Raw genomic sequence first — 12,924 nt, 5'->3', positions numbered from 1 at the left:
AAGAACAGAACACTGACAATGAGCGTTCTTGAAATTAAACGTCATATGGGCTCGTTTAAGCCGTTTTAAGTGTTACATGCATAATTATATTAAGACTGCTTTAAAATCGCTTAGAAGTAAAAATAGGTGCCTTAAGTGGCCGAATTGACGATAGCTGAGCTAGAAAACGGGATAGGAGCTTTTTAAATGACCAAACCCAGCAAAGAAATCGAAACAATTGATCAATTGTTGGCTGACCCCTGGGCAGTCAATATTCAAGACATTTGGGAACAAGCAGCCCATAATCCAGATCCTGATAAACGCAAGCTGTTTGACGCGCTACACACTTACCTCTTAGATAAACGCCAAGAACAAATCATCAATGAAAAGCATTTCGTGATTTAACATGGACAGGTCAAATAATCAGTGACTGAAATAGAAAGGAGGCACAAAATATGGCTAAAACTCGAACATATATGGACAAGTATAAATTCACAGCTGCAGAAAACCAACGGTTTGCCCGAGCAAATTTTACCAAGTTAGTGCATACTAATGCTCGTTTTGAAGGCGCTAATACCACTTTGCCACAAACACAAACTATTATGGACGGTATGAGCGTAGCAGGAGTACCTGTTGAAGATGTTTTGACGATTATTAATTTAAAGCGTGGGTGGCAATATATCACTGCTCAAAATTCCCCTTTAACGTTAACCATGGAAAAACAAATCAACAAGATTGTGGCAGCGGAAGACGCCTTAGTACCAGGAGAATTACGGCAAGGAAAAGGAGGAGTTAATTTAGGTAGTGACGACTTTTTTGAACAGCCTTTAATTAACGAAAAACAAGAACAATCCTTTTTACAAAAAATCTTGGCTGATCCACGAACGACGATTACTGATAAAGCATTGACTGTCATGTATCATAATATGCGCCAACAAATCTTTTGGGACGGGAACAAAAGGACGGCGACTTTAAGTGCTAATAAAATTATGATTGACGGTGGTGCAGGCTTAATCAATGTGCCGTTAGATAAGTGGAATCAATGGAACGAACTAATTGCCAATTATTATCGAACTAATGACATGGCTAAAATTAAACGGTGGACATATGACAATGGCATTCAAGGATTACAAATTAGAGCAAACTTAGCGCTTAAATCAGTTAAAGACAAAACTAGTAAAAGAATTTAAAAACAGTTAAAAGATTTTGCGGATCAGAACCCAGAAATCAAGCCCAAAAATGATCCAGAAAATAAAAACGATCGGCCTAGTTATTAGGCTGATCGTCTTTAAATTTCTTCGGTTTATGGGCATTAACGTAATTGGCAAATATTTTTAAAAGTTCTTCGGTTTGTTCAACCGTAAGATTATCAGCTTGAAAGTATTTTTCGAGCAAAGCCCCTTTTTGAATTAATCGGCGAGAACGGGCTTTGCGGGCTTGCCGATTTTCGTAGTATTTAGATTGCCGTAATTTAAAAACTTCTCACTCAATTTTTTGTTTTAAACGCGCTTGTTGCTCAACTAGTTTTTCATATTGATTAGGCATAGTCATTACCACCTAACTATTATTGGTTATTTTGAGCTTGATTTAAAAAGGCGGCAACTTTTTTAGCAATCATTTTAATCTGCGGAGTGGTAAGTGTCCCATAATCCAAATTGGCTGATCTAATGATTTGCTTACCGAGGTTTTGTTCAATCTTATTTTTTTCAGCTTTAATCTTTTGATTAAGCTGTTTTAATTTAGCTTCTTGTTTTTCTAAGTTACTTTGAGACATAACGATCCCTCCAACATAACGATCCCTCCAATCGTATTAAAAATAATTACCGACACTATATCATTCAGAGAATGTTAAGTCAAAGTATAAAATTTGAAATAGCGAAGCGGAAGGCATACACTAAATTAAAGTTAAGAGAATCAGAAGACCGAGTTAAAAGAGGTCAATGCGCACTTACACCCTTGACAATTGTCAAGGGTAGATTTAATCCCCATTTTGATGGGGATTATTTGTATTAGAAGGCTAGCGCCAACGATAAAAATCCTAGAGCCAAATCTCAAGATTAATCAATCACATTACGAAGGATCCAATGACTATAAGCAAGACGAGCACCGGGAGTTATTACCCAAGGGTGATTAATTTCGAAAATTTGAATTTCAGTTGCTAAGTAAAGTGGGGTCTTGCCATGATTAAAAGCAAAAACGGGTTGTGGAAAATCAGGCTTACTAGCAACTTGATGAACACTTTGACGAGAGTTCATCTGCCAACGAATTTTTAAATCTTCACGCGACAATAATTTTGGCAGGTGTGTTTTTTCAATTTGAGCTTGTTGTTGCAACTTTTGTGTAAACTCTTGTTTAGTCTTGTTTTGATGCCAATCATCAAAAAGATCATACTTGTTGGTTTCAAAATCTAAATCCATAAAGCCAGCCTCCTAACCAAAATCAATTTTATCCAGCATCGTTTCAGTACTAGCCTGGTCTAAGCCTAAATAAGCTAAAGTCATCGCCTCACTGGAATGATTGAGCAGATTCATGACTAAGCCAATATTATAATTTGATTGCGTGTAGACGCGATAAGCCCCGGTTTTGCGCATTGTGTGGGTCCCTAGATAATTAATTCCTAACAGATCGCCAACCTTGCTCATGATTTTGTAGAACTGTTTTTCCGTGATATGTCGTTCTGGGTGCTGAATCGAGGGAAACAACCAGTCAGAAACCAAATGGTTTTCTTGCAACCAAGCTTGATAGGCTAATAAATCAGTTTGCACGGGTTTTAAGTAGAGCAGGTTAGCTTTACCGGTCTTTTGGTCGTGTATAAACGCATTCTGACGCACGGTGCCGTTTTCGTTAAAGACATCTGTCCAACGAAGCTTCATAACGTCGCTCACTCGCAACAGAGTCGCTTTACCCACTTGAAAAACGGTATAGTTACGCCAACCAGCTTTGAAATTATGGAGTAACGTATCTTGCACTTCTTTGAGCACATTTGAATCTTTGATTGGTAAGACAATTTGTTGCATAGTTTGAGCTCCTTTAAAATTTTTGATTTTTAGTACAAATTAAAGTACAATATTAAGTACAATGAAAGGGTGGTAAATATGACATTAGCATTAACACAGAGCGACTTTCGCGCTAACCTAAAAAAATATTTAGATCAAGTTAATGACGAAGACGAAACCGTTTATATTGCTCGTTCAAATAGTCGCGCAGTGGCCATCGTTTCGCAAGAAAAAATGGACTGGTTAGAAAGAGCATTAAAAGCGAAAGAAGGTTCGTTAGACTATGCAATTGCGCGTGATCAGTTAATTAAACGCCATGTTTTACCTGATGATGAAATTGTTGAATCAAATGATGATTATTGGGGTCAGTTTAAACAATGAAAAAACTAAGATTTAAACCGCGTGCAACCTTTAATGCTGATCTAAAACGGTTAGCCAGTTTAGACCAATCTATTATTGATGAAGTTCGAGCAGCCATTGACCTGTTGCTTGAGCAACAACAATTACCATCAGAATTTGAAGATCATGAGCTTAATCGGCGAATGAGCGGTTATAATGAATTTCACTTACGAGATACCCCGAAAAACAAAACACCAAGCGAAACTAACGATGTCCTGGTGGTTTATACGATTGATAAAGATGAACTAGTCTTAATTGGAATTCGAGTCGGATCTCATGATCGTTTATTTCCTGGTCAAAATCGTTCTAAAAGGTATCGAAAAAATGACGAATAGAAGAAGTCATTTTTATAATATGAGAATAAATAACCCCTAATATCTACATTATAGATATTAGGGGTTATTCTTTCAATGCTTTTTAGGGGCAATTTTATAATTAGTGCTGGTAAAGGATACAGTGCCATTGCCAACGCCGCTTATAGAAGTGGTGAAAAATTATTTGATAATCAAGAAGGCCGCCACTATTTGGTATTTGACCAAGAAAACCGGTTCAGCAACGGTATTGAGCATTGCTACTATTTTAGGAATGCTGCCAATGGTGATTCTTAGTCCGTTTGTTGGTCCTATGGTTGATCGGTGGAACAAAAAAGGCCTCCTAATTTTCCCGGACGTTTTTGCTGCCTGTTTCGCTATTATTCTTTCCGTATCCGGAACGGTCTTTCATGTATTTCCACTTTGGCTCATTTTTATTTCATTACTGATGCGGTCTTGTGCGCAAACCTTCCAGATGCCAACGATTCAATCGGTAATGCCCACAATGGTGCCAGACAAAGAAATTACCCGTATGAACGGCCAACTGGGAATGGTGCAATCCGCGAATATGATTATTGCCCCAGCACTGGGCGCGTTTTTATTTGCGTTTATCCCCATCGAGTACTTGATTCTGTTAGACGTACTTGGGGCCATCATTGGGATTTGTATTTTAACGTGGGTTCAAATTCCTAACAATGAAAAAATTGATCAGCCAATGCATGTGCTCCACAACACCCGCTTGGGGATCAAACAACTTACGAACAACAAGGGCTTGTGGTACATTACGTTGATCGGCGCCGTCTTCACACTAACCTACATGCCTGCTGCCAGCATGTATCCACTCATGACCATGAAATACTTTCAGGGAACCGTTAGTCAGGCTGGCTTAATTGAAGCCATTTATTCAACTGGCATGCTAATCGGCGGCACTATCATTGGCCTCTTTGGTAAGTGGCAGGACCGGATGAAGCCCGTAATCATCGCGTTTTTCCTGGTTGGCATTCCAACCGGTATTAGCGGCATTTTGCCAGGTAACCAAACCGGATTTTTATGGTTCGCAGCTTTAAACATCATTGAAGGAATTGCGACCCCATTTTTTACAACGCTTTTAATGGCAATGATTCAACAAAGTTATCCAGCAGAAGAGTTAGGGCAGATTCTAGGCGTTTTGAATTCTTTGTTGAATCTGGCTGGACCAATTGGCTTAATTTTTGCCGGTCCCCTAGCTGATGTGATTGGCATTGAACGCCTATTTGTGATTGCAGGAATCGGTGCTGCCATTTGCGGGGTGGTCGCGGTGTTAATGCCAATTACCAGGCAATATGACATTAGGCTGCATCAAAAATTGGCGAAATTAACTGAGCAACCAGATAAGTAATTAACATGATGATCATAAAGAGGAGAAAGACCAGACTACCAGCTGATCTTTCTCCTCTTTTTGTCATCACTTAATTACACGTTTTTAATCTTTTCACCAGTCAATCCCATCGCATTAATTGCCACGATAATTGTCGACATCGCCATGACCACAGCACCAACGGCTGGGTCTAGAATGATTCCAATAAATGACAACACACCGGCAGCGAGTGGAATTGCGACAATATTGTAGCCTGCTCCCCACCAGAGATTTTGAACCATTTTCCGATTTGTGATTTTAGCCAAATCAAGAAAATGTAAAATATCGCTGGGTTCTGATTTAACCAACACAACATCAGCGGAATCAATGGCAACATCGGTTCCGGCGCCAATTGCAATTCCAATATCGGCCGCGGCAAGACTTGGTGCGTCATTTACGCCGTCACCAACCATGATGACGTGATTGCCCTTTGCTTGATAATCAGCAATAATCTTTTGTTTATCATCTGGTAATAGGCCTGCATGGAATTCAGTCAATCCCAGTAAGTTAGCAACGTGTTCCGCGGCTTTTGGATTATCGCCAGTGAGCATTACGGGGGTAATTCCTCGCCTCTGAAGACCACTAATTAATTCCTTAGCACCCGCTTTGATGGTGTCGCCTTCAGCAACCATTCCTTGAACTTGGGTGCCCTGCAATAGGAAGCTGACGGAATTACCCTTAGCAGCCCATTTATCAGCAGCGGCCTCGTCAAACCTGATCCCTTGCTTCGTTAAATAGTTACCATTAACAATCGTATAGTCAGTGCCATCAACATTACCGGAAATACCAACGCCCGGAATATTTTGAGACTTTTCAGCCGCAACGACTTCAATGTCCTTCGCTTGGGCTTCAGTAATGATTGCTTGGGCCAGCGGATGAGTCGAATTATTTTCAAGGGCGGCCAGTCGGCTTAATAACGTTGTTTCGTCAATCCCATCATTTGGAATCAATGCATTCACCGTAAATTTACCTTCTGTTAACGTGCCAGTTTTATCCAAGAGAACGTGGCTAACATGTTGACTTGCTTCAATGGCTTGGCGATTTCGAACTAATAGCCCATTTTGAGCGCCAATCGTAGTAGAACGAGAAACCACTAATGGAATCGCTAATCCTAATGCATGCGGGCAAGCAATCACGAAGACGGTCACCATGATCGTCATTGCAGTCGCCAATCCCTGGGGTAACCAGGCAAAGAAAGCAATAATCCCAACACCAAATGCCGCGTAAAATAGATACTTGGCAACTAAATCAGCTTTATCTTCTGCTTTAGATTTAGCTTGCTGGGCATTTTGAACCATTTTCATTACTTGAGAAAGATAGCCGGAGTCACCAGTACCACTAATTTTAACCGTTAGCGTCCCGTTATTGTTAGTTGCACCACCAATGACCTTATCGCCAACGTTCTTGGTAACGGCAGCAGATTCACCGGTTACCAGTGCTTCATTCACGGTCGACTCCCCAGCCGTAATAACACCATCGGCTGGAATACTCTCACCTGAACGCACTTGGAAAGCTTGACCAACTTTTAAATCAGATACTGGCACTTCTTTTGTTTCACCATTATCTGTAACTAGATGGGCCGTCTTAGGCAACAGGGCCGCCATCTTTTGTAAGGCATCCCCAGCCCCCATCAATGCATTCATTTCAATCCAGTGTCCTAGAAGCATAATTAAAATCAGGGTTGCAAGTTCGAACGAAAAATCCATTACATGATTTGCCGGGTTCAAGAAGTTGTTGGCAATAAATGCGTACAAACTGTAGAAATACGAAACGGAAATTCCAAGGGTTACTAGCGTCATCATTTCAGGAGATTTATCCTGAATTTCCGCTTTAGCCCCCTTTAAAAATGGAATTCCGCCATAAAAGTAAAGTGCTGTATCAAACAAAACGATGATAATGCCAACAATTAGCGGTGAACTGAAACTAAGGATGGAAACGTTTAAACCCATGATTGGTGCTAACAGTAAAACTGGAATCGCTAAGACAACGGAGACCCAAAATTTAACTTTCAAATTTCCCATATGCATCATTGAGCCACCGTGCATCATCATGTCGGTCCCAGCCATATCCATATCACCGTGATTCATGTTCATTTGGCTGTGATCCATTTCGGCCATATCATGATCCATATGACTCATATTTGATTCATTATTTTCCATATTCTTAGCACTCATGTTTTTCATGTTCATATGGTCCTCTTTATTTGCCATGATTATCGACCCCCTAAAAATAAGTGTGCGTAGCAAAGCGGTTAGAAGCCGGAAAATAAGTTCCTTGTGTGGAAATCCCCGGGCTCGGGATTTTTCCACCAGGTTCTTATATTTAGGCTTCTGCTTTGCGGAGCACCATGCCACTATATGAATGAGAATTACGACAAAAATTCATAAGTTTCCGCCATCAGAAATCCCAGATTCTGGATTTTTGTGCAGCAATCCTAAAAGTAAACAGAACACCACAGTCTTAACACGTTTGATCACCTGGCAAGCAGTTACACTGAACTTCCTCGGGCGCTGTTTTGGCCTTTTCAGCTAGAATCGCCTGTAAGTTCGCAATATCCGCCCGTGAGAGTTCCCTTGACTGAATAACGCCGGCAATTGTTGAACCAGCCCGCATCGCACACATATGGTCAAACAAATCATCTGCCGCTGCCGCCATTGATTCCTTCTCGCCAACAACCGGCTTATACGTGAATGGTCGACTGCCGCCATGCTGCGCAACCGCCTGTTTTTGAATCAACCTGTGAAGTAGCGTTTTGGTTGTTGAAGCTGACCAGCCTTCTAATTCGTTCATAGCATCGATTAGTTCACGACTAGTCGCATGTCCCATTGTCCAAATTGCTCTCATAACCATCCATTCAGAATCGGTGATGGTTACATTCTTTGCATCCTTCAATTGGCTTCCTCCATTAATTGAATTCTAAGTTTACGTTTGTAGCCTCTTAACACTTATTAGTTTACAACTGTAGTTACAATAATGCAACCTTTCTGCCAGAAAATACCATGACATTAAAAAAACGCCTAGATAATATTCCAGGCGTGGTTTGATACGATATGTTAAATTAATGATCTGGGAATTTTTGGTTTTCTTGTTAGTATGGTGAAATGCCTCTTAGAACCTGTCTAGTATCTGCTGAATCTGGTAGAATTGTGGAAAACCGACTGAGGAGTTTGTCATGCCAGATTATCCAAGCAATATTTCTCGAGCGCAATTTGCGTTAATACAACCTGATTTAGAAAACTTCCGCAAGCATACAAGACCGCGTCGTTATGATCTTTATGACGTATTCAATGCCATCCTTTATCACTTACGAAGATACCCCGAAAAACAAAACACCAAGCGAAACTAACGATGTCCTGGTGGTTTATACGATTGATAAAGATGAACTAGTCTTAATTGGAATTCGAGTCGGATCGCATGATCGTTTATTTCCTGGTCGAAATCGTTCTAAAAGGTATCGAAAAAATAACGAATAAAAGAAGCTATTTCTGGTATATAAAAATAAATAACCCCTAATATCTACATTATAGATATTAGGGGTTATTCTTTCAACGTTTTCGAGGGGTTATTTGTAAGAAATGGACCCTAATATTAATTTAAATGTTTCTGAAGTCGTATAAAAGATCAGATAGTGTCTGGTTTTTTTGTATGAAATTTAGTAAATACTTTCTAGTTATTATAAATTGTTCACCGGAACCTCTAACTTTAGTTGCTAATAGTTGCTCTTGATCAGGATTTGGTTCTGGACCTGTTATTTGAAAACTATGGATTATTCGGTCACGCTGCTCTACAAGTTCTGAAAACAGACTAATTATATTTTCTGGAATAACATCGGAATATTGTTCTTTCATAACTTTATGCAGAATATTCCCTGAAGTTCGATCAATTAATTCCCACCAGTTGTGTTGATCACCACTGATTTTAAGTATATTTTCTATAATAAAAGCATTGTTGGAGTTAAAAACACTTATAGCAGAACCAAGAAGCTCCCTATAATCATCATTCGGTAATGACTGTCTTGTATATTTTTCGTACATTATGTTTCACCTCTTTTAACATCTAATATAGAAACGTAAATGATATAATGATTAAGTCGTTCGTCACCCTTGTCATGCGGAGAGGGGGTGAAAGCCATGTACGATTTAATCGACAACATATCTCTAAGATTATTAGATCATGCTTTAGATTAATTACTACTATTGGGTCTATTTGATAGAAATGGATAGTCAAATTCTTTGCATGTTAGAAAACATTAGTAGTAACTGATGAATATGTTTTTCTCGTTCGATTATTTTTTCTTTATTGTAATAAGAGTCATAGTCATCATCATCATCATTTAAAGCGATGTTTAGAGTTTCGTTTACTGAATCGGTAAAATAGTTATCATCGCCATATAGTAAAAAGTCTTCAATGATATCAAATTCTATAGGCAATTTATCGGGTATTTCGTCACCGGCTATTTTTTTTATTTGGTTGTAAGCTAAATTATAGAGTAATTCTTCTCGTGTAATCCTTTTTTGGATAAAAATATCGTGTAAAGAATCATCAATATTTAAAAAAACAGTTTGAGCATTACTATCATCATGTAATTCATACGTGTAAACATTCATTTTATATGCAAATTCTCGTATGATAGCGTAATATTTTTTAGCTAACTTATTTATACATTTTCCGAGGTCATATAGATTCTTTTCTTTATCACGGGTTGATGGTTCATCATTTTGTTCCCAGTGAGTTAATAAGTCATTTAATAACTTATTATCAGGGCCATATCCGCCTACACTAAAATCCTTTGGATGAAATCTACCATACCTAAATGATTTATAAAATGTATCAAGGATGTTCAATAGATGGTTTTCATCTGTATTAAGTTCGATTGTTTTAGATTTTAACTGATTAATGTAGGCAACAATATTCAGATTGCGATGATCCATTAAACGTTTAGTTTCAGGTTTCGAAAATGCGGACATGTCATCTACATATTCAAAAATGTTGTTTTTAAAGACATCATCATCTGAAAAATTAGACTTCATTTTTATATTTAAAAATGAAGCTATTTTATTGGGGCTTTCTTGGTTTATCAGAAACAAAAGAATTATTTTTTCTAATCTTTCAAATGCTACACTAGTATTAATTAAGAAAGAAAAAGCGTAACCCTCATTAAGATAGGTAAGCTCGTCCTCTTTTCTAATTACTGGACTATTGTTTTCGAGGGAATTAAATCCGTTATATAGAAGTTCACCACAGACACCAAGTTCTCTTCCAAGATAAAAATTAAAGAAAGACTCTATAGGATCCATTTTTTTCTAACCACCTTTTGTATTTATTAATAGCATCTTAGAAACATTGTAGTTCGTTATATGAAAAATATCGTGGAAAGATTGGATTGAAGGTAGATTGTCACCAAAAATGCCACCAACTATTATTGGTGTTGTTCTTAAATGTTTTCTTTTGTCTATTACCATATTCAGCAACTCTATTTTCATTTTGCTTGTCGTTTTTATCCTTGCTATGACGGGTATTAGCGTTATTCGACAAGGCATCGTCCTTGTCGTTTGATTGTTGCTGTTGAGTTGCACTAGAAGGTTCAAGCAAGCCGCTCAATTTCCTAACGTGCTCTTTTAATCGATGGTTTTCTGAAACCGTTGCTATCTGTAATTTTTGTTGCTGATCTAAGGCCTGTTGTAAATTTGCAATTTGTTGATCTTTAACATCAAGTTGTTTCAGCAAGATATGATCAATATTTTCGTTCTTGTCGTTTTTATCTTGCTGATTTTGTTGTCGTTCTTGTCGTTTTTGCTTGTCAAAATTAGCAAGCAGTTTAACGCCTTGATTGTCTATTTCTAGATGGTTTTTGACTTTATAAGTGTGTTTACTTCGAAAGCCATTAATGCTATTAATACGTTGATTAATAGCTTGTTTTGATAATTTCAATTCTTCTGAAAGTTGTCGAATAGTCTTGCCCAATAGTTTCACCACCTAATTAATCCGCCTTAAATTATAAGTTAAAAACGACAAGAACACCAATCGACAAGCAAAGCTTAAACTTGGTTGTCGTTCTTGTCGTTTTTTAAAATAGGTATCAATCTTCAAGCTAAACTATAATTGATTTGGTTCTGGTTGTTGCCACCGATGAATGTTGCTTTAACAGCAAATAGCTCAAATTAACAACAACTAAAGTTTGCAGCTAGTTTTTTCCTAATGGCTTGTTTTGATACACCAAATTCGTCAGCAAGTTCCTTAATTGTTTTAGGCATTGTTTCCAAACCCCTTTTGGAGTTCAGCAAGCATTTCTTGTCTTGTCTGATCTCTTATTGTTTTATCATGCTCAATCTGTCGTTCGGCTAAAATCTGTTTTTCAGTTGAGCCTAGTGGTAGGCCTTTAACTTTATCGGTAGCACGCCATTTTTCTTGTTCTGTTAATTCACCATTATTCTGGATATTAAAAAGTTTTTGACGCTCACCTTGGAACTTACCTTGAGAAAAGTCGTTTGCGTCTTTTCTTTCAGGCTTCCAAGTAAAAGTATAACCAATCACTGGTTTCCCACGACCTTTACCATATTTTTTTCGTATAGTTAGGCCTCTAAACAAAGGGGTTAGTTCTTCCTTAATTGGGCGAATAACCCTAGATTCAACGTTCGCAGGCTTACTCCAATAGCTTTGTGGAATATCTAGTAGTTCAAAGAAGTCATTTTTAGAAAAATAAGCATAACCAGTGGTTCGGAATTGTTTAAGAATACGAAAAGTTGTTTTTGCGTAACTACTCTTTAAATCTCGGAACTCTGTCAAAGCATAACGAACCCAACTTTCGAGATTATTTAGAAGTTTCAACGCTTTGGGATAAATTTGAATATCAACATAAGGAACGTCTGCAGATCCCTTAATTTCAAATCGAGTGAACATGACAAACATCTCTCTATCAAGACCATCTTTACTTCGAGAGCCAAATCTAAGACCTAGTATTTTTTGATATGTACTTTGTATGTCATCAATAAACCGATTATTTGCGGTTGGCTTATAGGCACTTAACTCTTTTAACTGATCAAAGGTAAATCTAACAGTATCATCACCTTTATCACGCATTCTAGAAACTACAGAAAAGAACAAGTTCATTTCTACAGGAGTAAACCTTCGCAAGGGGATTGTATTTAATTCAGGGTCATATTTGACTAATTCATTGCTCATAAAATAACCTCCTTGAATAATACTACCTTATTTGAATACAGGAGTAAATAAATGTAGTCGATAAACAGACAAAATGTAGTCGATAAACAGACAAAATGTAGTCGATAAACAGACAAAATGTAGTCGATAAACAGACAAAATGTAGTCGATAAACAGACAAAATGTAGTCGATAAACTTCTGTACGCCTTGGGGGAGTAAGGCGCAATAGGGGTCTAAAAGAGGTTTAAAAGAGGTTTATAAAAGAGGTTTAAAAGAGGCACCACTGTACGAGGCCAAAACCTAGAATCAAAAAACACAAAGGAGTGAGCCAAAAAACAGGCTCACATTAAACTCCAGTCGCTATGCTCCTTGCGCCTCACTACGTTCGTTGCCTAAAAGGTGTGGCAAGCCACATTAATTCGGGCGCTGACGCCCCGAACCCCGTCCAAGCTGAGCCAGCTTAACCGCCTTTTCACTCGCCGTTAGGCAGGAAAGCAAAGTTTTATAGAAACTTTGGCTTTCGCCAATTCAGTGTTAAGACTGGTTCAGAGCTGTCAATTCCTTATGCTCCCACGCTACGCTCGTCCGCTACCATTGACAGCAAACAGTTAGTTTTTCTGAATCTTAACAAGACTTTAACTGCTATATTTGTTTTTAAGGGCCTTATTTCTCGTTTCTAGC

13 protein-coding genes and 5 pseudogenes are annotated in these 12,924 nt (G+C 38.2%); 7 read left to right on the top strand and 11 right to left on the bottom strand.

Annotation, left to right across the window (positions count from 1 at the left end):
• The first annotated feature begins 186 nt into the window (after nt 1-186).
• Together IV84_RS07415 and IV84_RS07410 are read left to right on the top strand one after the other, a co-directional pair.
• The gene (locus tag IV84_RS07415; protein ID WP_054712554.1) at nt 187-384 is read left to right on the top strand and encodes a hypothetical protein; all 198 of its coding nucleotides are present in this window, start codon (nt 187-189) and stop codon (nt 382-384) included.
• Nucleotides 385-434: 50 nt separating this feature from the next.
• Nucleotides 435-1,256 (top strand): annotated as a pseudogene (locus IV84_RS07410) (Fic family protein).
• Here the strand turns inward: IV84_RS07410 and IV84_RS11135 are convergent.
• The 4 genes and pseudogenes from IV84_RS11135 to IV84_RS07390 all read right to left on the bottom strand — a co-directional run bounded on the left by IV84_RS11135 (nt 1,246) and on the right by IV84_RS07390 (nt 2,996).
• Nucleotides 1,246-1,524, bottom strand: a pseudogene (locus IV84_RS11135) (hypothetical protein). The pseudogenes IV84_RS07410 and IV84_RS11135 overlap by 11 nt on opposite strands.
• Before the next feature lie 19 nt (nt 1,525-1,543).
• Nucleotides 1,544-1,753, bottom strand: a complete 210-nt coding sequence (locus tag IV84_RS07400) for a hypothetical protein (RefSeq protein ID WP_050894606.1) — start codon at nt 1,751-1,753, stop codon at nt 1,544-1,546.
• A 283-nt stretch (nt 1,754-2,036) separates the two neighbouring features.
• Nucleotides 2,037-2,396 (bottom strand): hypothetical protein, encoded by a 360-nt coding sequence (locus IV84_RS07395; protein ID WP_056986336.1) that lies wholly within the window; start codon nt 2,394-2,396, stop codon nt 2,037-2,039.
• A gap of 12 nt (nt 2,397-2,408) precedes the next feature.
• Complete coding sequence (locus tag IV84_RS07390) at nt 2,409-2,996, bottom strand: site-specific integrase (RefSeq protein ID WP_012660357.1); 588 nt, start codon at nt 2,994-2,996, stop codon at nt 2,409-2,411.
• 78 nt (nt 2,997-3,074) lie between these two features.
• On the opposite strand from IV84_RS07390, the gene IV84_RS07385 reads away from it, so the two are divergent.
• From IV84_RS07385 to IV84_RS07375, 3 genes are all read left to right on the top strand, one after another.
• Nucleotides 3,075-3,356 carry a type II toxin-antitoxin system Phd/YefM family antitoxin gene (locus tag IV84_RS07385; protein WP_011669006.1) on the top strand — a complete coding sequence of 94 codons (282 nt, stop codon included), beginning with the start codon at nt 3,075-3,077 and terminating at the stop codon, nt 3,354-3,356.
• Nucleotides 3,353-3,709, top strand: a complete 357-nt coding sequence (locus tag IV84_RS07380; RefSeq protein ID WP_056986335.1) for a type II toxin-antitoxin system YafQ family toxin — start codon at nt 3,353-3,355, stop codon at nt 3,707-3,709. Before IV84_RS07385 ends, IV84_RS07380 begins: the two co-directional genes overlap by 4 nt.
• A gap of 163 nt (nt 3,710-3,872) precedes the next feature.
• Nucleotides 3,873-5,063 carry an MFS transporter gene (locus tag IV84_RS07375; protein WP_420865360.1) on the top strand — a complete coding sequence of 397 codons (1,191 nt, stop codon included), beginning with the start codon at nt 3,873-3,875 and terminating at the stop codon, nt 5,061-5,063.
• Nucleotides 5,064-5,137: 74 nt separating this feature from the next.
• Here the strand turns inward: IV84_RS07375 and IV84_RS07370 are convergent, their stop codons facing one another.
• Nucleotides 5,138-7,291 (bottom strand): heavy metal translocating P-type ATPase, encoded by a 2,154-nt coding sequence (locus IV84_RS07370; RefSeq protein ID WP_056986333.1) that lies wholly within the window; start codon nt 7,289-7,291, stop codon nt 5,138-5,140.
• A gap of 250 nt (nt 7,292-7,541) precedes the next feature.
• Nucleotides 7,542-7,973 (bottom strand): CopY/TcrY family copper transport repressor, encoded by a 432-nt coding sequence (locus IV84_RS07365; RefSeq protein WP_002816262.1) that lies wholly within the window; start codon nt 7,971-7,973, stop codon nt 7,542-7,544.
• Nucleotides 7,974-8,253: 280 nt separating this feature from the next.
• Here IV84_RS07365 and IV84_RS11130 point away from each other — a divergent pair.
• Nucleotides 8,254-8,391 (top strand): annotated as a pseudogene (locus IV84_RS11130) (IS5/IS1182 family transposase); the annotation flags it as partial.
• Nucleotides 8,383-8,554, top strand: a pseudogene (locus IV84_RS11015) (type II toxin-antitoxin system YafQ family toxin); the annotation flags it as partial. The pseudogenes IV84_RS11130 and IV84_RS11015, both read left to right, overlap by 9 nt.
• Before the next feature lie 120 nt (nt 8,555-8,674).
• On the opposite strand, the gene IV84_RS07355 reads toward IV84_RS11015, so the two are convergent.
• The 5 genes and pseudogenes from IV84_RS07355 to IV84_RS07340 form a co-directional block, all read right to left on the bottom strand.
• Nucleotides 8,675-9,115: a hypothetical protein gene (locus tag IV84_RS07355; protein WP_027821369.1), complete on the bottom strand. Its 441-nt coding sequence runs from the start codon at nt 9,113-9,115 to the stop codon at nt 8,675-8,677.
• Between the two features lie 189 nt (nt 9,116-9,304).
• Nucleotides 9,305-10,378 carry a hypothetical protein gene (locus IV84_RS07350; RefSeq protein WP_027821370.1) on the bottom strand — a complete coding sequence of 358 codons (1,074 nt, stop codon included), beginning with the start codon at nt 10,376-10,378 and terminating at the stop codon, nt 9,305-9,307.
• A gap of 100 nt (nt 10,379-10,478) precedes the next feature.
• On the bottom strand, nt 10,479-11,045 hold the full coding sequence (locus tag IV84_RS07345) for a DUF536 domain-containing protein (RefSeq protein WP_027821371.1): 567 nt from the start codon (nt 11,043-11,045) through the stop codon (nt 10,479-10,481).
• A gap of 209 nt (nt 11,046-11,254) precedes the next feature.
• Nucleotides 11,255-11,335, bottom strand: a pseudogene (locus IV84_RS11430) (DUF536 domain-containing protein); the annotation flags it as partial.
• A complete protein-coding gene (locus IV84_RS07340) occupies nt 11,328-12,263 on the bottom strand; it encodes a replication initiation protein (RefSeq protein WP_056986331.1) in 936 nt (311 codons plus the stop codon). The gene IV84_RS07340 and the pseudogene IV84_RS11430, both read right to left, overlap by 8 nt.
• Nucleotides 12,264-12,924: the final 661 nt, after the last annotated feature.

It is taken from the genome of Pediococcus damnosus (assembly GCF_001437255.1).
Classification (GTDB): Bacteria; Bacillota; Bacilli; order Lactobacillales; family Lactobacillaceae; genus Pediococcus; species Pediococcus damnosus.
The sequence above is the reverse complement of the archived record's forward strand: the minus strand, read 5'-3'. Positions and strand labels throughout refer to the sequence as shown.

Coding starts and splice junctions, on each gene's coding strand:
- IV84_RS07350 (WP_027821370.1), bottom strand. CDS start 10,378: ATGGATCCTATAGAGTCTTTCTTTAATTTTTATCTTGGAAGAGAACTT.
- IV84_RS07370 (WP_056986333.1), bottom strand. CDS start 7,291: ATGGCAAATAAAGAGGACCATATGAACATGAAAAACATGAGTGCTAAG.
- IV84_RS07400 (WP_050894606.1), bottom strand. CDS start 1,753: ATGTCTCAAAGTAACTTAGAAAAACAAGAAGCTAAATTAAAACAGCTT.
- IV84_RS07390 (WP_012660357.1), bottom strand. CDS start 2,996: ATGCAACAAATTGTCTTACCAATCAAAGATTCAAATGTGCTCAAAGAA.
- IV84_RS07355 (WP_027821369.1), bottom strand. CDS start 9,115: ATGTACGAAAAATATACAAGACAGTCATTACCGAATGATGATTATAGG.
- IV84_RS07340 (WP_056986331.1), bottom strand. CDS start 12,263: ATGAGCAATGAATTAGTCAAATATGACCCTGAATTAAATACAATCCCC.
- IV84_RS07415 (WP_054712554.1), top strand. CDS start 187: ATGACCAAACCCAGCAAAGAAATCGAAACAATTGATCAATTGTTGGCT.
- IV84_RS07380 (WP_056986335.1), top strand. CDS start 3,353: ATGAAAAAACTAAGATTTAAACCGCGTGCAACCTTTAATGCTGATCTA.
- IV84_RS07385 (WP_011669006.1), top strand. CDS start 3,075: ATGACATTAGCATTAACACAGAGCGACTTTCGCGCTAACCTAAAAAAA.
- IV84_RS07395 (WP_056986336.1), bottom strand. CDS start 2,396: ATGGATTTAGATTTTGAAACCAACAAGTATGATCTTTTTGATGATTGG.